This window comes from Bacillus sp. FSL P2-0099, from assembly GCF_038007445.1.
Classification (GTDB): Bacteria; Bacillota; Bacilli; order Bacillales; family Bacillaceae_G; genus Bacillus_A; species Bacillus_A mycoides.
Window position 1 is genome coordinate 3328450 of the sequence record NZ_JBBOXE010000001.1, and the last position, 17296, is coordinate 3345745.

Genomic DNA, 17296 nt, shown 5'->3' on the forward strand with positions numbered 1-17296 from the left:
GATGTATTTTTTATGGAAGGATGAAGTGAAATGCAAAAAATTTTAGTTACAGGTGCTGCAGGTAAGATTGGCCAAGATGTTACAAGATTCCTAGATAAGCAAGGGAATTACCAGTTACGGCTAGCAGATATTAACTTATCTGCTTTAGAAACTTTTAAAGATACAAATCATGAAATCATATATTTAGATGTTTCTGATTTAGCTGCTTGTCAAGAATTTACGAAAGGTATAGATATAGTTATACACTTGGCAGGTAATCCTTCGCCAAATGCTGATTTTTATGGCTCCTTATTAGAAAATCATATAAAGGGAACCTATAATATTTTTAGAGCTGCTAGTGATAATAATGTATCCAAAGTGATAGTTGCTTCCAGTGCTCAAACAATTGAAGGCTATCCTTTGGATTATCAACCACATACTTATTCACCCACGAGACCCAAAAATATGTACGGGGTAAGTAAGTGTTTTGCAGAGGCTGTTGCTTCTTACTTTGCTTATGAAGAAGGGTTACAAAGTCTTGCTATTCGTATAGGTGCATATGATGATTATAATCCATATGGTAAACCACTAACAGCTAGAGATATGAGTGCATACTTAAGCCCAGAAGATTTTATGGACCTTCTCTTAAAGTCGATGACGGCAAAGAACTTACCTCCATTTTCAATTTTACATGGTGTATCTAACAACAGGTTTAAACGAATTGATATTGAAGGAACAAGAAAGTTAGTTGGTTATAGCCCAAGTTCTGATGCTTTTGTACTAAGTGGTATTAAGTTTTTTGATTCTTGATAAAGGCATATCTAGAAAAGAGATTATATTATTGTTATTTAGCTTTTATTTGTTCTATTTTCAATAACTGCAGTTTCTATAATCATAATATCCCAATTTTATCAGATAGAGCACACTATTCTTCTGTCTCATTTGTGGAACAACTCTATTGTCACCACTAGTTCCACAGATGTTCTTTTCCTTTTCAACATAATGGGGGAGCACCATCAAAACGCGAATTTCGTACGCTAAGCAAAATTTCATAAGAAAAAGCCGATTTCCGGTACTCTAAGAGAAACTGTTAAGTTGTTTGTAGTGATTGTAGGGAGTCTAATGATGCAATTTCTTTTATACTAAATCGGTATTTTCCTAGAATATTAATGTGTTCCCATTCTAATGGAGAAATATATTTCAATACTTCTTCATTAAGATGGGAATCAAATAACTCAACTTTCGCACCTATAAAATAAGCGGGGAGATTTAGCTATATTGAATTTAGAGTCTATCAATTGTGTACTGTACAACTTGAGTAAAATGAAAAACACCTCGATCCTTGGTATAGTGAGATTACCTAGAAATCACTACCACAGAAGAGGTGCCTTAACTACAATAGCTCAAAATAACCAATATCATCAACTACCAAAAGAACTTAATTCTATTTTTTCCGAGCTTGAAATGAAGATCCAGCTAAGGATGCAGTCTATCGCTTCTTATAAACGGTGCCAATGTTCAATTGGCGCCCTTTCCTGCTGCTGTTTAGTATGAATGCGATTAAAAAAGTAACTCGGCTTACGAAAAAAAACGCTCCAAAGTGTTGATTGTGCTTATCATCGTAATCGCAGTAAAAAAGTTGAATTGCTAGCACACTATTTTGAAACCTTGGTTAACTATTCCAACTTTGAAATATTTCCTGTTTTTAATCAATGAGTAAGGGGCAAAATTTAAAGTATATGGTGGCACTATTTGTACTTCTTTCTGTAATCTCTACTCATCGAATAAATTTAGAGCTATCACTCATGCCTTCAGTTGAACACCCCGATGACTGAACTAAGATAAGTTATGGATGAAGCGCCCGTGCCATCGCATCAAAATAATTCTGACTGGCACGCTGACTCACTTCGGCTTCAGGCACAAGTACTTCAAAGCAATGGAAGCAGCCGGGGTAGAGATGAAATTCAACATCTACTCCTGCTTGTGCAAGTCGTGTTACATATTCAATAATTTCATCTCGGAATAAATCGAGTTGACCTACACATGTATAAGTTGGCGGTAGTCCTGCTAAGTTGTCTGCTCTCGAAGGTACGGCATAGGGAGATGGTTCGTTAGTATCGTTCTTCTTTCCCAAGTACATATTCCAAGCCGTTAAATTGTTTGATCTATTCCATGTTGCATTGTCTTCTATAATCTCATAGCTTGATGGTGTTATGTTGTGGCTATCAAGCATCGGATACAGCGGCATCTGAAAAATAATAGATGGACCTCCTTTATCCCGAGCCATTAACGCAAGCGCTGCTGTTAGTCCACCGCCTCCACTTGCACCGGCGATCGCAACTCGATTCACATCAATGCCAAGCGAGTCTGCCTCATTTGTCATCCAAACCAAGCCTGCATAACAATCTTCGATAGCCGCTGGATAAGGATGTTCGGGAGCAAGTCGATAATCGACAGACACAACAACGCATTTAGCAGTCTGAACAAAGCGTTCACACAAAACATCGTCCATATCAGGGTGTCCCATTACGTATCCACCACCGTGAATCCACAGCATAGCTGGAAGTTTATCAAGATTGTTCTCAACTGGTTCGTAAACTTTAACTAACATCTCGCCGGCAGCGCGAGGAATCATTCGCTTGGTCATGTGTACAAGTTCTGATTTTTCCAAATGTGGATTCGACAAGAGACTTCGACTCGACTCTAAATTCTCCTCTAATTGAAAGCCTGGAAATTGTGAGAAAGCCTGTTTTAATTCTGGTAATACTCGACTGTCAATTTTCATATAAATTCCTCCAGGTAAATAATGAGACTTGATTCAATTCTTATGGAATGATTAACGGAATAGATGTGTCTCCTGTTCTCCTTCAGCTTCCCATTTGGCAATTTCCTCTCGTACACGAGGGGCAACTTCTGTTCCAAGCAATTCTATGGCACGCATGACTTGATCATGTGGCATGGTACTTAATGGTACATACATCATAAAGCGTGTAATCCCTACATGCTTACGAAGATGTATGATTTTTTCAGCGACTGTATCTGGATCACCAACATACAACGCCCCTTCAAAACTTCGTGCAGCATCAAAGCTGGAACGATCATAATAAGGCCACCCCCGCTCTTTACCAAGTTTATTCATGCCTGCCTGAGTGGAAGGGAAAAATGTATCTGCTGCTAATTCCGTATTCTCTCCAACAAATCCAATTGAATGAGATCCCACCTGAAGTTTTGATACATCATGACCAGCGTGAGCCGCCGCTTTCTTATATAGCTGTACAATTCGTGCAAAGTGCATTGGGCTACCACCAATAATCGCCAGCATAAGTGGTAATCCCAGAAAACCGGCACGGATAGCAGATTCCTGATTCCCACCACTACCAACCCATATCGGTAAAGGATTTTGAACAGGTCTTGGATACACACCTAAATTATTGATTGCTGGTCTATGTCCGCCTTCCCAAGTCACTTTTTCGGACTGACGTATTTTGAGCAGTAGGTCCAAATGTTCTTCAAACAGTTCTTCATAGTCTTTCAAGTTATAGCCAAACAATGGAAAAGATTCGATAAAGGAACCGCGACCCGCCATAATCTCTGCGCGTCCATTTGAGATGCCATCCAGTGTAGAAAAATCCTGAAAAACGCGCACAGGATCAGCTGAAGAAAGCACAGTTACTGCACTCGCGAGCCGTATCTTTTTCGTTTGTGGTGCCGCGGCTGATAGAACCATCGCTGGAGAGGATGCTGCATAATCCTTCCTATGGTGCTCACCAACACCAAACACATCAAGTCCTACTTGATCAGCAAGAACGATTTCTTCAACAACTTCACGTAATCGCTGTGCGTGGCTTATCACTTCACCACTATGTACATCTGGTTTCGTTTCTACAAAAGACGTAATACCTATTTCCATTTGTTATCTCTCCTAGTCCAATTAGATTTTAAGTCAAAAAAATTAATCATTTCCTTTATGGTAGTAACGTGTTTCTCATATTGGCTAACACACGTTTATTTCATGAAATCTTAACTCGTCTGGTCATAGCCCAAAAAAGAAGAGCGAAAGCACTGACAGAGGCTCCGAGTAAGGAAACCCCTCCCCAGCCAAAGTGTGCGTATATTTGAGTCGACGCAATTGAACCACCAGCACTGCCGATAGAATAAAACACCATATATCCAGCAGTAAGTCGACTCCGTGCTTCTGTATGCAATGGAAGGATCATGGTTTGATTCGTGACATGTATTGCCTGTACGGCCAAATCAAGTAGAACTATCCCTATCACTAATGCGATTAATGACTGCTCTATATAACTGATGAACAACCATGAAATCAATAATAGAGCTAAAGCAATACCTGTCGTTCGTTGTCCGTAACCTTGATCGGCTAATTTCCCTGCCCGTGCCGCAGCTAAGGCTCCAGCCACACCTACAAGACCGAATGCGCCAATTGCACTATGAGATAGAGCAATTGGAGGTGTACTAAGTGGCAGTACTAGTGAAGTCCACAAAATGCTGAAATCAGCAAAAATCAGCATGGCTAGAACAGAGCGAACGCGTAACGTTCGTTCTTGAATAAACAAAGCAAGCACCGATCTAATCAACTGAGGGTAAGATAGCGATTTTACCTCGCGCTCAACATTGGGCAACATCTTTATAAACATAAAAACCATCAAAAGCATGAGCGCAGCAGAAAATAGATATACAGAACGCCATCCCGCAACATCTGTTAATATACCAGCAAAAGTACGTGCAAGAAGTATGCCAATAACAATCCCACTTGTTACAATGCCAACGACACGTCCTCTTTCTGTAGGGGAAGCGATGGTCGCTGCAAACGCCACGAGAGTCTGTGTCACAACTGCAAGCAGACCCACCAAAGCCATACCTGCGAAAAGTACCATGCTGGAGGAAGCAGTACCAACTATAACCAGAGCTGTTGTAGATAATAGCATCTGACCGACAATTAGACGTCGCTGGTTTAGCAAATCTCCAAGTGGTACGAGTAGCAGTAAGCCCACTCCATAAAAAATTTGTGTAACGGTAATAACAATACCAATAATGGAATGGTTAATACTAAACTCATTAGATAGTTGATCAAGCAACGGCTGTGCAAAGTAAATATTGGCAACAGACATTCCACAGGCAGTCGCAAACAATAATGCCAAAGCGTGAGACATGGATGGCTGTTGATTCAAATTAGGTTTTGTTATGGAAGATTTATGACTTATCTTAGTGTAGAGTGGATCATCTTCTATATTTGTCTCTGTTTTAAACATACCTTAACCTCCAATCACATTAGATTTTCGATCATAACGTACTGTTCAGTACAATATGATTACTGGTAAATATAACTTAGCCTCATTCATGATGTCAACGTTTTTTTCACTAAAGTTAATGTTGCATTAAATGAATGGAGCTTGATTTGACATGAAGAAGGGCTAATTATATAATTAATTACATACTGTTTGGTAACAAAAAAAAAACAATTGTAATTACCTACACACCTATCCTAAAACAATTAATAAAATCAAAGTTTGAGAAGGAGAATTCTTAATGGCAAGAACTCGTGAATTTGATGAGGATCAAGTTTTAGATGCAGCAATGCAGTTATTTTGGGAGAAGGGATATGAGGCTACCTCATTAAGTGATCTTACTTCTAGAATGGGCATTCAACGCCCTAGTATTTATTCGGCTTTTGGAGATAAGAAAGAATTGTTTGAAGCCGCACTTCGCAGGTATACAATGTCTCGGGCCTCTGATATACGAAATAGGCTTCAAAGTCACTCCTCTGTAAAAGAGGCATTTTCTATTTTCTTTGCCGATGTCGTCAATGAAGAATACGCAGGGGATCTTAGTAAAGGTTGTTTTTGTATCAATACAATGGTTGAACTAGCACCTCATGATGAGAGATTTGAAATTTTGACCAGAGAACATCAAATGTACCTCGCCGTCATTTTTCAGGAGACGATCGAACGAGGAATTCAATCAGGTGAGCTGGAAGTCAACACAGATGCAAAGTCTTTGGCACAGGCACTGATTGTATCGTTAATCGGTCTAACGGTTATGATGAAATCTCGCCCCCAACGTTCATTTGTGGACAATGTAATAGCAGCGACGCTCACATTACTTAAGTGACATGATTGTATATGAAAGTACGAAAACTATACCTTTATAGGGGTAGCGTCAAATCTCCATCAAATCAAAATCTCATACCACCTCCAGAACGAAAATTTTATGCATGTTGTTCGTATTTATTGTTTGGGGATAAATCGTTCTTTAAGCTTGATGGCGATTCGGTGCTATCCCTAAAACATCTGGACTTTAATATCCAATTTAAAAAATGCAAACAAAACGACCTTTAATCAGTCGTTTTGTTTGCATTTCCTTTTTCTAAAACTACAGAAAAGATAAGTACTATAGTTAACAGCATAATAAACCTTACTTCACTTCCATCACTTACAAAAAATGAATACAAAGTATAAATTAAAATTAATATTCCATAAATAACTTTGTGCAATGAACTCCCCCCTTTTTACCTTATATATTTTATTGTAAAAATTTAATTCAAGCCCTATATCAAAATGAAAATAAAAAGCACCTGTGATATACACAAAGTGCTTTTCTCTTGTCAATTTATCTATTTTCACTATATTTATCTATTTTCTTTTTATAACTCAAATTTCTTCGAATCGTACTTTTCTAGGGTTTGCTGCAATTCATTTTGTTCATATGGACTATGTTTATCTGTCTGTACATCTTCAACATTTTCTCCACCTGTTAATAATCTCCTGTACTTAAAAAAGCGCCCTGTTAATACTGTTGTAATCATTTTGTATTATCGCTATTAAGCTAAGAAAATACAGCTATCCCCAGAACGAGATTTTGTGCTAATTTGTAACAAAAAAGCTCATTTTTTCGTTTTGGGGCTAATTTGTTTTCTTAAGTTGATGGGCATGTGGCAATGGCCCATATAACAACAATTAGTTAAATTAATATTTTATTCGTTGTTTTATTTCTTTAAAACGATCATGTATTAATTTCTTGATATCCGTGTGATCCTTATATAAGGTGACAGTATACATGATGGAAGATGCAAGAATAGTAGACCATATTAACCAATCTCCAGCGTGCGAAAGAACTTTAATTACTTCACTCGTAAACTGTTCCTGTCCCGCATGAAATGTTGATACGAGAGAATTAAGGTTGAACAACAATAAAATAACAATCCTTCCCAAAAGCATAATAATCCATCCAATAATATACGAATAGCCTCCAACACTACATAATTGATTGTTATGATGAAAAACTTTCACCCTCTTAGCTTGCCAATAACCAACTATCGCTCCTAATATAAGCAAGCTAATTAATTCAATTGTTATTATAAAATCCAATCTATTTGGAAGACCGATATAAGTTCTAATTATAGCCATGATTGGTATACCGAGTAGATCAAAGCTATCTACTTTCTTAGGGATAAGCTGCCTAAGAATCAATACAATAACGACTACAAGAATAATAATGAAAACTTTATTCATGCGATCAATCCTTCTTTTTTTCTATTAAATAATACTCAATAAGTTGATTTACTTTTTCTTCTGGATACAATTCTGGCTTTTGAAGAACATGGATTACTAGTCCATCGATAAATCCATACAGTATTTCTAATTCAAAATCTCTATTGTAACCTTGTGTGACATAGCCTAGATCCTCCATTAAATCTAGAATGATTCCCATAAGGTATCTCGTATGATCATCCATTTTCTTCCGAAGTTCAATAAGTTTCGGGGAACTAAAAGATATCCCTAGAAATGTAATCCAAACCTTACCTTCCAACATTTCTTCTTTATTAGAAGGAATAATAAATTTCATTAACCTTCTAAGTGCTTCTTCTTTCGTTCCCTTAAATTCACTTGTACGAGTTTTCGCCCGTTCTTCCATTCGATTCAATACTAAATTCATTGCATAGTAAATTAATGCATTTTTAGACGAAAAATGATGCTGAACAAGGCCAACCGACATGTTCGCTTCATCAGCGATTTGCTGTATGGAAGCTTTATCAATACCTTTTTCTAATATTACACGCCAAGTAGCGGTGGCTATCTCATTCTTCCTTTGTATTTGATCAACTATTTTAGGCATTCATCTCCCCCTCCTCTTTATAATATGGTTATATTATAAAAAAAGTACCTAAAATAATATGATCATATTATTTTAGGTTTCACATTGCTCTCAAGCTAACAAAACAAAATTCCCCTATAATAAAAAATACGGTATTCCTACCGTATCCTCTAAAAAAAGAAACAGCATCTACTAGCATTTTTGAAAAAACGTTAGGTAAAAGTAAGAACATACAGTAGCTGGCTTTATTTTTAATATCATTCTTATTCCCCTTACAATCGTTCCAAAAAGATAGTAACTTTCCCCAAGAAGACTCTTACTGTCGACGTTCAAAAGCAAGACGTACAGCAAGACCTGTCAAGACGCTTGCCATAAGCCAACGCTGCACTCGCAGCCACGTTGGGCGTGTGCCAAACCATTTGGCAACTCTACTTGCTGTAAATACAATTAGGAGGTTGACTATAAAGCTAACCGTTATTTGTGTAAAGCCCAGAACTGCACCTTGTAGAAGCAACGATCCTTTCTCAGGATCTTCAAATTGAGGTAGAAGTGACACATACAAAATAGCAATCTTAGGATTCAGCAGATTTGTCATAAGTCCCATTAAAAATAATTTCCGTGGCGGCTCAATAGCAATAGTACGAGGTTCCATAATAGATGTAGCACCAGGCTTAATCGAATTCCATGCGAGCCAGAGTAAGTAAGCAGCACCTGCCCACTTAACTGCTTCATAGAGAGACGGAACAGCTAGGAAAAGGGCTGTAAGTCCGAACATTGTTGCAATTATATAAATTATGAAGCCAAGCATGATACCCAAAAGAGAAATGAATCCTGCCATACGCCCCTGCGTAATCGAGCGAGAAATGAGATAAATCATGTTAGGCCCAGGTGAACAAACCATACTAAGTGAAACAATTGCAAAAGCTAGCAAAGTGCTAAAACTGACCATGAATCTTCCACCCCTTTACCTTACATAAATTTCTTATCGTCCATTTTATCATGATTGAGGAGAAAAAGATTAATGTATGCCTATTCATATAAGGTTAACATAGCGTATTATTATCGGGATTCACTGTATTTAGAAGACTATGAAAAGTCCTCCATTTTTTAAAACTGGGGGACTTTCGTGATCACAAGGTTTTAAAAGTAACCTATCCATAGTGATATTAAAGTTACTACTAACAGGGCAAGAAGAAATGTGATATTTCGAATCCACTTTTGTATATCATCAAAATACCGTTCTATAAATGCAACGTTGATATAAAACATGAGAAATACAACAAAGAAGGTAAAGTTACCAAATTTATCATTCAATTTTTCATTAGTAAATGCGCTTACATGAAGGAATAGTAAAGCAAAAGTTACTAAGAATAACTCAAATAGCCTTTTTTTGCTCACCCCACCACCCCCTTACAGTAATTTCCCTTTGTTTCATTTTATAAGAACGTAGTGTGTAGCAGACTGTAAATATTATTTACTTATGTAAAAAAAGGCTAACAATTCAAGATTGTTAGCCTTAATCGCGCCTTTTAAAAGAATAACTCAATACAACAAATGACTGATTCTTCAACTTGCAATATATTCTCCTTTAATTACAAAAAACGAACCTCGAATTGTTCCAGCAAGTTTAGACTTCTGTCTAGCAAACTTAAACTTCTCTACTAACTCCGTTGGTATCTCCATTCCCTCAGAAAGCTTAAATCCAACAGCCCGCTTCTTTGGGTTATCCAACGTATACATGACGTTGACTGCAAGACCATCCTCATAGAAGACATAGGCAAATTTAATATTTTCCACTTGAAAACACGATGTTTCTAAAGGTTTTTCCGCAAACTCAATATCACGTTCTTCTTTCAAAATGCGGTTCACATAATCAAGAGTCTTCTCGCTTTCACTAGCTGGTACAACCGTAAATTCATGCTTGTATTTATTCATAAAGTAACGTGCTTCATGGGCACGTAAACCAGCAAGTGCTTCTGCTACAGGTGAAGACTCCATGCCATCTGTAGTTACGTTTTTAAAACCAACGATATCGGACAATTCCATCTCTCCTTTTAATACTTTACTTCCTAACAACTGGAATCCATATTTCACCAAATACTAAGCCGTTTCGCTGCCCCATCTCAACTATTGTATTTGGCCCACCAACATAGGAAAAATCTTTTACTTCTGCTAATGCTTGACCAAATGCAATACCAGTAAGCTTATTACTTAGCTCCTCAGCTGTATCGCCTTCCCCTTTAACTACTAGGTATTCTCCCCTCGGAAACTGGATAACTCTAGACTCTTCTTGTATCGTTTCCTCTGTCATGACACCAGCGTAATACATCATCTTGTTATTCACCGCTTCACTCACAGAAAAAATGTAATCATTTGTAGCTAAAGCTTTTAAAGTGTCCAACCTTCCATCTTGTTCGACAGCCAGCCAAAAGTCTGCCTTTTCCTTGTTTATGCCCGCAAAGTCTGTATAGTGGCTCTTAAGTTCAGTTCCAATACCTAACACGATAAAGCTATCTTTTTCTTCTATTGTATAATTTTTCATATTTAAAACCTTCCTCACTTTTAAATTGATCAAACGATTTATCTTTTCACTTGATGAGTTTATAATATCTTTAAATCATGTCAAAAAATGATACTGTTTAGGAGACCAACATGAAAAAAGTTGAACGGATTAATACGATCATGCGCTATATTAACAACCGCTCCCACTTTACAATTTCTGAAATCATACGAGAATTTAACATCTCACGATCGACAGCTATTAGAGACATTAGAGAAATTGAAGCCATGGGGATGCCGCTCGTCGCTGAAGTTGGCAGGGATGGAGGATATTTTGTCATGCATAACTCTATCTTGCCCGTTGTTCGCTTTACTGATAATGAGGTCAAAGCTCTTTTTATTGCCTTTATGGCCACAAGAAATCAACAACTTCCCTATCTAAAGAGTCGTCAGTCTTTAGCCGAAAAACTACTAGGACTCATCTCAGAAATCCAACAGGATGACCTTGTTCTTTTAAATCAAATCTTGCTTTTTGAAGGGACTAACCCTCATAATCCTGACCTACTTGAGCTTTCTGACCTCCCCCATCCTATGTTAGAAAAACTCATCCAAATCCTTCTTTTAGATAGCCATTTATTGATTACCGTAAAAGAAGAGGAGGAAACCAAGTTTTATCCAATTTATCTACTGCACCTTTATCAAGAAAAAAGCCATTGGATAATTGAAGGCTTTGACATAAAAGAAGAAAAAAAGAAGATGTTTCTCGTTGATCATCTCATTAATGTCGAAACCTATACGCCGAAAAACAGATTAAGTAAGAAAAAAATTTCAGAAAAACTAAGTAAGAGGGACGAAGCAATCAACCTTGTACTTGAACTTGGTCCAAAAGCGATTACCCAGTTCAAAAAATATCATCCTATAAAAATTTCTATTTCCTATACAAATCCTTACCAATCCACAGCCATTCTAAAAACTTTTATCAATGTTAACAATCTCGATGAATTGATAGAAATAACAAATTGGCTACTTTTCCTAGGTAAAGATATCAAAATCAGGGAAGTTCCTGAAGAAGTGTTAGAAGGTTTAAAAGAGAGATTATGTTTATACTGCCCATAAGCAGTGGCCAGTTAAACCCAAAATAATATTGAGTTTGACTAGATGCCAGTTACCTCTATTTAAATACCTAGTAAAAACATTTTATTCGCTACCGCTACTTGAAACGCTCTTCTAAGAATAACGCCAACACAAAAAAAAGACATGAACTAATCTTTGTTCATGTCTTTTTATATTAGAGTTTAACCCTCATAAAACAGCTTGTTTAAAATTAGAATATGGACGTATCTTATCCATAATCTCTTTCATTCTTTTTTCATATCCCACTATTTTAGCACTTGAACTAACAATAGCGAATTAGAATAATGACTTAATACTTGCTAGGACAGTAAGTATACCTACAACAATGACAAATACATTGCTCATTTTCCCTTTGTATTTAGCTAGTACTGGTACTTTACTAATCGCATACATCGGTAATAGACATAAGATAGCAGCAACTAATGGACCGCTCAGAGAATCAATAATTCCAAGAATACTTGGATTTGTATAAGCGACAAACCAGCATGTTAATACGACAAAAGTAAGGATCATTGTCTTAATTGTTTTTTCTTCAATAACTTTTCCACGTGTTTTACCGAACTTCATAATCACGTCACGCATTACCTCAAATGCTCCTATATAATGGCCAAGGAAAGACTTTGTAATAGCCACAAAAGCAATGATTGGAGCTGCAATAGTGATTACAGGCGAATTAAGCTCATTAGCAAGATATGAAAGGATTGATAAGTTTTGCTCTTTTGCCATTTTTAAATCCTCTGGAGTCAAACTCAGTGTACTACTCCAAACGAAGAACATAACTACAACGAATGTCATGATATAACAAACTTTTTGTATTTGTGCACATTTAGCATCAGTAGCTTCTATTCCATACGTAGCCTTCTGTTTCACAACAAATGATGAAATCATAGGTGAATGATTAAATGAGAATACGATGATTGGTAAAATCATTAATATCGTTCCAAAATATCCTGTTCCTGTTGAAGCAGTAGAAACACTTGAAAAGCTAAGCATTGACGTATTCCACTGTGGAATTAAAGATATTGCGATGAAAAGTAGAGAAGCTATGAAAGGATATACGAGCATACTCATGATTTTCACAGTAATATCTTGACCAAAATTTAGTATAGCAATAAGGCCGAGCACTAATACAAGAGATAAAATGGCCCTTGGAGGCTCCGGCATGTGCAATTGATGCACGATAAAACTACTTGCGGTATTTGTAAGCGCAACCGAATACATCAATACGATTGTATAAATTGAGCCGAAATATACGATGTTAAAAATGATACTTGCCTTATTTCCGAAATACTCTCTTATTGTGCCTGTAATCCCCTCATCAGCAGAATTAGAAGTGTAAATCATTTTAGCAAGTGCCCTATGTGAGTAATACATAACTGGATATGCAAGCAATGTAATTAGTAGTAATGATAATAAACCACCTGAACCTGCATTAATCGGTAAAAAGAGCACCCCTGCTCCAATTGCTGTTCCAAAAAGGCTCAATGCCCAGGTAGTATCTTGTTTATGCCACTTTTTAGGATCTAGATATTTCTCATTTTTCACTGCAGTATTTTCAGCTTGAAATTCTATTTTTTTTGCAGTATTCCCATTCATATAATAAATCCCCCTTGTATCCTATTTTTACGTCTCTTTTTAGGCTTAAGAATATAGACCATTCTTAAAAAATGAACCGCTTACTTGATGCACCATATTGTAAACGATTCCACCTAAAGCTGTCTCTCTTAATGTGCGAGGCATTTATCCTCCAACCCTATACTTCCATTGATGATATTGTTTACACCAGCTAATACGATGTCCACTGCTACTAAACTATTTTGAAGAAATCCCCCTTCTGGTCACACACCTTTCTGTAATTAATCGTTTCAGTCTGTCCAATTTTAAAATGTTTGATATTTTCTTCGTAGGTAATCGGTTACCTCTCGACGCCCTCATTATAACGTTTATATTTGCGAGTCTAATATTTTTTTATTTTTAGAAAGACAGAATAAACAGAATTATGAATAGATAATAAATTACAATTGGTATGTATCAATTGTGTCTATTTTTTGAAGCTGTATTAGTTAATAGAAAAATAAACATAATACAGAGTTCCTTTCGTTAACACATTGATTATATTAGGAACTCGTTATAAAGATACTTATATTTCCCTTTGCTTTCACATCTTATCTTTGACATGAAGCTGTTGTAATAAATAATACACATTGATGTAAAGGAATAAATTTAGAAAACATAAAATCATTTTCACGAATTTTTATTACATATAACGAATTAATATTCATTTTTCAGAAAAGAAGAACTTTTCCAAAGGAGCCTACGCACCTTATATAATGGTTATCATGTTGAGCCTGTTAAAAGAATTACACCATAAGTTTCCATTTACTATATGTAATATTTATTAAGTGTAGTTTTTTCTAAATATGCATAATTACATATTTAGAAAAAGAGAGTATACTTTCGAATTGTGTAGTAAAGATATAGCCCACCTACGGAAATAGGTGGGCTTTTCATGTATAAAAATTGCATTTATTATATGGCAATTAGAATTGAGGTCAAAATATTATCTCTTCCCTTTTAACTCTCTCAGTCTGCTTTTTCTCAACGTCTGAACCTACTTACGTACCAACTGCATAACCAGTAAGAATACTAACAATTATAGCAATAACTAAGATTAATGTGATTTAAATCCATTTTCCCATATATATATTATTCCAGAAGGTTTAGTTGCCATTGTGCACCGAACTGGTGGTGTTACCCTAACTGACGTTTAAATGCTTTGCCGGCGAAGAAGTAAGCGATAACCATAATGCCCACACACCAAGCAAGTGCAATCCAAATATCGTTGCCAACAGTCCCTTCATATAAGAGGGCACGAATCGCATTCACGATTGAAGTCACAGGCTGGTTTTCAGCGAACGCACGAACAATTTTTGGCATAGTTTCGGTAGGAACAAAGGCCGAACTAATAAAGGGCAGAAAAATTAGTGGGTACGAGTAGGCTGTCGCCCCTTCCATAGACTTCGCTGTCAACCCAGGAATGATAGCCAACCATGTCAGCGCCAGCGTAAACATCCCGAGTATTCCAGCTACCGCGAGCCAATCCAGAATATTAGCACTGGAACGGAAGCCCATTAAGAGCGCAACAAGAATAACCACCACGATAGTAAGCACATTAGCAACAAGTGATGTTAATACGTGAGCCCATAATACCGACGAACGCTTAATAGGCATAGTAATGAAACGTGCCATCAGCCCGCTCTTTACATCCGTAAACAACCGTACGGAAGTGTAAGCGACACCGGATGCGATAGCCATCAGCAAGATTCCCGGCAATAAATAATTGACGTAGTTATCCGTTCCTGTCTTTATGGCGCCGCCAAATACGTAGACAAACAACAGCATCATCATAATCGGCGTAATCGCTACCGTAATAATTGTATCTGGACTGCGCATGATGTTGCGCATTAAGCGCCCTAATAATACCCCTGTTTTGCTCTTCATTTACATCTCCTCCTTTTTGCCAATAATCGCAAGGAAAATTTCTTCCAATGTCGGCTGCTTCTCGATATACTCCACTTTTGTTGGCGGGAACATCTCTTTAAGTTCTGTAAGAGTACCAGTCTTAATAATTTTTCCGCCATGCAAGATAGCGATACGGTCCGCCAGTTGTTCGGCTTCCTCGAGGTACTGGGTCGTGAGCAAGATGGTTGTGCCGCCGCCGGCAAGTTCCTTGACGGTATCCCACACTTCAATACGCGCTTCAGGGTCAAGCCCTGTCGTCGGTTCATCGAGAAAAATGACTGCTGGCGTCCCGATCAAGCTCATGGCGATATCAAGCCGGCGCTTCATCCCACCTGAATACTGGTCTGCCCTCTGGTTGGCTGCATCAGTCAGGCTGAATCTTGCAAGCAAATTATCAGCGACTTGAGCAGGACTAGAAACTCCACGCAAATTGGCAATCATTATCAAGTTTTCTCTCCCCGTGAGCATTCCGTCTAAAGCTGCAAACTGCCCTGTCAGACTGATACTTTGACGAACATGATCCGGTTGACGCTGAACGTCAAAACCACAAATACCTACTTCGCCGCCATCTTGCTTCATCAGCGTCGAGAGGATATTGACTATCGTCGTCTTGCCCGCTCCATTTGAGCCCAGCAGTGCGAAAATGGAGCCACGCTGCACTTCAAAATCTACCCCTTTTAACACTTCCTTATCTTTAAAGGATTTTTTTAATCCTTTTACAGAAATCGCTGTATTGGTCATGCTTTTTTCCTCCTTAAAAAATGTTTTGTAAAGATAGACTGCCTACACCCTCTATTTAGTATTACTGATAATCCGTATTACTTAGTACTGATTTAAAAATATAACTGAATAGCAATGGCGTCAATTCACATTTGTAACCAGCTAATCAGTCGGTATTACCTGTTGCATTTATTTTTTTCTCAATTGCTTCATGATACTTTCATTCAAATCTTCACGATACTTGGAAACATAAGTTTTAGCGTTTGCCACTAGTTCGTCAGCAAAGGATGCCACGTCCTCCCCAGTGATTTCTAGCACTTGTCTTCCTTCCGCCGCACCGGCTTCAAACAAATCGATTAGTTCATACTGTATGTGTAGCATATCCATCCCGTTACCAGCTGAGAAATTCCACATGTAGTTTTGAATTTTCTTAAACACAAACTGATAGTCCTCTGGCAGAGCTCCAACCCGTGCCATCATCATTTTGTACTCTTTTTTATCACCAATTAATTTTTTGAACATTTCCAACATATTATTTTTCCTCCTTTTTTATAAAGCAGAACAAGAAACTCCCAAAATATCGGCCGAATATTTAATCTTATGAGGCTAGTTTGACTTCAAGACGTTAATTTTTGATGATACAAAATCCCATTTTCTCCAAAATAATTCAAGCTCCTGACGGCCATCCTCATTTAGTGAATAAAACTTGCGAGGCGGTCCCATGTCTGACGGTTTCTTTTCAATATTCACAAGTTTTTTCTTCTCTAATCGCACAAGGATGGTATAGACCGTTCCTTCCACGACTTCAGTAAACCCAAGCTCATTCAGGTGGCGGGTAATCTCATAGCCATAAGTTTCACGGCGGCTAATGATTTCCAGAACACATCCTTCCAGCGAACCTTTCAACATTTCAGTTAAATTCTCCATATTCTGATCCTCCTTTACCCCCTATTCTGTCTGACTTATATTCAGTATCACAGAGTACTAAGGCTAATTTTTACTGAATAGCTTTTGAGAAACCTCACTATTCAGTATTACTTATTACATCTACATTGTATGACTATGTAGATGTAATGTCAACTCGATTTTTAAATTTTTTCTTAAATCCGCTATTATCTATTGGATACTGCCTATTTTCTTCTTAAGAAATCTCACCACATACCTATCCAGCTAAGAAAAGGAAATACCCAAAACAAAAATTCCGTATTTTTATTTTGGGCGTTATAATATTCCGAAGTTAATGAATGTAGATAGCTCTCCTTATTAAAAAGACGGATCATTTTTTTTGTTCTTCTACTAATGCACCTGTGCATCTAATACATGAGCTTGC

At 37.3% G+C, this 17296-nt stretch carries 19 protein-coding genes; 3 read left to right on the forward strand and 16 right to left on the reverse strand.

Features of this window, described 5'->3' with window-relative positions; genetic code table 11:
• Positions 1 to 30: 30 nt before the first annotated feature.
• Positions 31 to 789: an NAD-dependent epimerase/dehydratase family protein gene (locus MKY90_RS17140; RefSeq protein ID WP_085312018.1), complete on the forward strand. Its 759-nt coding sequence runs from the start codon at positions 31 to 33 to the stop codon at positions 787 to 789.
• A 1036-nt stretch (positions 790 to 1825) separates the two neighbouring features.
• Here the strand turns inward: MKY90_RS17140 and MKY90_RS17145 are convergent.
• The 3 genes from MKY90_RS17145 to MKY90_RS17155 all read right to left on the reverse strand — a co-directional run bounded on the left by MKY90_RS17145 (position 1826) and on the right by MKY90_RS17155 (position 5249).
• Positions 1826 to 2764: an alpha/beta hydrolase gene (locus MKY90_RS17145; RefSeq protein WP_016091902.1), complete on the reverse strand. Its 939-nt coding sequence runs from the start codon at positions 2762 to 2764 to the stop codon at positions 1826 to 1828.
• 51 nt (positions 2765 to 2815) lie between these two features.
• Positions 2816 to 3889, reverse strand: a complete 1074-nt coding sequence (locus MKY90_RS17150; protein WP_016091903.1) for an LLM class flavin-dependent oxidoreductase — start codon at positions 3887 to 3889, stop codon at positions 2816 to 2818.
• 100 nt (positions 3890 to 3989) lie between these two features.
• Positions 3990 to 5249, reverse strand: coding sequence for an MFS transporter (locus MKY90_RS17155; RefSeq protein ID WP_002087566.1), 1260 nt, complete (start codon positions 5247 to 5249; stop codon positions 3990 to 3992).
• Positions 5250 to 5526: 277 nt separating this feature from the next.
• On the opposite strand from MKY90_RS17155, the gene MKY90_RS17160 reads away from it, so the two are divergent.
• On the forward strand, positions 5527 to 6108 hold the full coding sequence (locus MKY90_RS17160; RefSeq protein WP_048543769.1) for a TetR/AcrR family transcriptional regulator: 582 nt from the start codon (positions 5527 to 5529) through the stop codon (positions 6106 to 6108).
• 223 nt (positions 6109 to 6331) lie between these two features.
• Here the strand turns inward: MKY90_RS17160 and MKY90_RS17165 are convergent, their stop codons facing one another.
• From MKY90_RS17165 to MKY90_RS17200, 8 genes are all read right to left on the reverse strand, one after another.
• Entirely contained in the window at positions 6332 to 6490 is a 159-nt protein-coding gene (locus tag MKY90_RS17165; RefSeq protein ID WP_000549711.1) for a hypothetical protein, read from the reverse strand.
• A 150-nt stretch (positions 6491 to 6640) separates the two neighbouring features.
• A complete protein-coding gene (locus MKY90_RS17170) occupies positions 6641 to 6802 on the reverse strand; it encodes a hypothetical protein (RefSeq protein WP_341092036.1) in 162 nt (53 codons plus the stop codon).
• A 160-nt stretch (positions 6803 to 6962) separates the two neighbouring features.
• On the reverse strand, positions 6963 to 7508 hold the full coding sequence (locus MKY90_RS17175; RefSeq protein WP_098168552.1) for a hypothetical protein: 546 nt from the start codon (positions 7506 to 7508) through the stop codon (positions 6963 to 6965).
• Positions 7509 to 7512: 4 nt separating this feature from the next.
• The gene (locus tag MKY90_RS17180; protein WP_098168553.1) at positions 7513 to 8112 is read right to left on the reverse strand and encodes a TetR/AcrR family transcriptional regulator; all 600 of its coding nucleotides are present in this window, start codon (positions 8110 to 8112) and stop codon (positions 7513 to 7515) included.
• 295 nt (positions 8113 to 8407) lie between these two features.
• Positions 8408 to 9040 carry a LysE family translocator gene (locus MKY90_RS17185; protein ID WP_002066409.1) on the reverse strand — a complete coding sequence of 211 codons (633 nt, stop codon included), beginning with the start codon at positions 9038 to 9040 and terminating at the stop codon, positions 8408 to 8410.
• Between the two features lie 191 nt (positions 9041 to 9231).
• Entirely contained in the window at positions 9232 to 9489 is a 258-nt protein-coding gene (locus tag MKY90_RS17190) for a DUF3963 domain-containing protein (RefSeq protein ID WP_098168554.1), read from the reverse strand.
• A 168-nt stretch (positions 9490 to 9657) separates the two neighbouring features.
• The gene (locus tag MKY90_RS17195) at positions 9658 to 10167 is read right to left on the reverse strand and encodes a phage tail protein (protein WP_341093279.1); all 510 of its coding nucleotides are present in this window, start codon (positions 10165 to 10167) and stop codon (positions 9658 to 9660) included.
• Complete coding sequence (locus MKY90_RS17200; protein WP_098168556.1) at positions 10154 to 10633, reverse strand: GyrI-like domain-containing protein; 480 nt, start codon at positions 10631 to 10633, stop codon at positions 10154 to 10156. The genes MKY90_RS17195 and MKY90_RS17200 overlap by 14 nt, the downstream gene beginning before the upstream one ends.
• 110 nt (positions 10634 to 10743) lie before the next feature.
• Between MKY90_RS17200 and MKY90_RS17205 the strand changes: the two genes are divergently transcribed.
• Positions 10744 to 11706 (forward strand): helix-turn-helix transcriptional regulator, encoded by a 963-nt coding sequence (locus tag MKY90_RS17205; protein WP_098168557.1) that lies wholly within the window; start codon positions 10744 to 10746, stop codon positions 11704 to 11706.
• A gap of 294 nt (positions 11707 to 12000) precedes the next feature.
• Here the strand turns inward: MKY90_RS17205 and MKY90_RS17210 are convergent, their stop codons facing one another.
• From MKY90_RS17210 to MKY90_RS17230, 5 genes are all read right to left on the reverse strand, one after another.
• Positions 12001 to 13320: an aromatic amino acid transport family protein gene (locus tag MKY90_RS17210; protein ID WP_016100936.1), complete on the reverse strand. Its 1320-nt coding sequence runs from the start codon at positions 13318 to 13320 to the stop codon at positions 12001 to 12003.
• 1155 nt (positions 13321 to 14475) lie between these two features.
• Positions 14476 to 15225: an ABC transporter permease gene (locus MKY90_RS17215; RefSeq protein WP_002014105.1), complete on the reverse strand. Its 750-nt coding sequence runs from the start codon at positions 15223 to 15225 to the stop codon at positions 14476 to 14478.
• A complete protein-coding gene (locus MKY90_RS17220) occupies positions 15226 to 15987 on the reverse strand; it encodes an ABC transporter ATP-binding protein (protein WP_002033389.1) in 762 nt (253 codons plus the stop codon). It lies immediately after the preceding gene.
• 168 nt (positions 15988 to 16155) lie between these two features.
• Positions 16156 to 16497 (reverse strand): DUF1048 domain-containing protein, encoded by a 342-nt coding sequence (locus tag MKY90_RS17225; RefSeq protein WP_002014108.1) that lies wholly within the window; start codon positions 16495 to 16497, stop codon positions 16156 to 16158.
• A 75-nt stretch (positions 16498 to 16572) separates the two neighbouring features.
• Positions 16573 to 16893, reverse strand: coding sequence for a PadR family transcriptional regulator (locus MKY90_RS17230; RefSeq protein WP_002128372.1), 321 nt, complete (start codon positions 16891 to 16893; stop codon positions 16573 to 16575).
• Between the last annotated feature and the right edge of the window lie 403 nt (positions 16894 to 17296).

What these genes read in the sequence shown, in the direction of transcription:
- MKY90_RS17140 (WP_085312018.1), top strand. Translation starts at nt 31, where the DNA reads ATGCAAAAAATTTTAGTTACAGGTGCTGCAGGTAAGATTGGCCAAGAT.
- MKY90_RS17145 (WP_016091902.1), bottom strand. Translation starts at nt 2,764, where the DNA reads ATGAAAATTGACAGTCGAGTATTACCAGAATTAAAACAGGCTTTCTCA.
- MKY90_RS17150 (WP_016091903.1), bottom strand. Translation starts at nt 3,889, where the DNA reads ATGGAAATAGGTATTACGTCTTTTGTAGAAACGAAACCAGATGTACAT.
- MKY90_RS17155 (WP_002087566.1), bottom strand. Translation starts at nt 5,249, where the DNA reads ATGTTTAAAACAGAGACAAATATAGAAGATGATCCACTCTACACTAAG.
- MKY90_RS17160 (WP_048543769.1), top strand. Translation starts at nt 5,527, where the DNA reads ATGGCAAGAACTCGTGAATTTGATGAGGATCAAGTTTTAGATGCAGCA.
- MKY90_RS17170 (WP_341092036.1), bottom strand. Translation starts at nt 6,802, where the DNA reads ATGATTACAACAGTATTAACAGGGCGCTTTTTTAAGTACAGGAGATTA.
- MKY90_RS17175 (WP_098168552.1), bottom strand. Translation starts at nt 7,508, where the DNA reads ATGAATAAAGTTTTCATTATTATTCTTGTAGTCGTTATTGTATTGATT.
- MKY90_RS17180 (WP_098168553.1), bottom strand. Translation starts at nt 8,112, where the DNA reads ATGCCTAAAATAGTTGATCAAATACAAAGGAAGAATGAGATAGCCACC.
- MKY90_RS17185 (WP_002066409.1), bottom strand. Translation starts at nt 9,040, where the DNA reads ATGGTCAGTTTTAGCACTTTGCTAGCTTTTGCAATTGTTTCACTTAGT.
- MKY90_RS17200 (WP_098168556.1), bottom strand. Translation starts at nt 10,633, where the DNA reads ATGAAAAATTATACAATAGAAGAAAAAGATAGCTTTATCGTGTTAGGT.
- MKY90_RS17205 (WP_098168557.1), top strand. Translation starts at nt 10,744, where the DNA reads ATGAAAAAAGTTGAACGGATTAATACGATCATGCGCTATATTAACAAC.
- MKY90_RS17210 (WP_016100936.1), bottom strand. Translation starts at nt 13,320, where the DNA reads ATGAATGGGAATACTGCAAAAAAAATAGAATTTCAAGCTGAAAATACT.
- MKY90_RS17215 (WP_002014105.1), bottom strand. Translation starts at nt 15,225, where the DNA reads ATGAAGAGCAAAACAGGGGTATTATTAGGGCGCTTAATGCGCAACATC.
- MKY90_RS17220 (WP_002033389.1), bottom strand. Translation starts at nt 15,987, where the DNA reads ATGACCAATACAGCGATTTCTGTAAAAGGATTAAAAAAATCCTTTAAA.
- MKY90_RS17225 (WP_002014108.1), bottom strand. Translation starts at nt 16,497, where the DNA reads ATGTTGGAAATGTTCAAAAAATTAATTGGTGATAAAAAAGAGTACAAA.
- MKY90_RS17230 (WP_002128372.1), bottom strand. Translation starts at nt 16,893, where the DNA reads ATGGAGAATTTAACTGAAATGTTGAAAGGTTCGCTGGAAGGATGTGTT.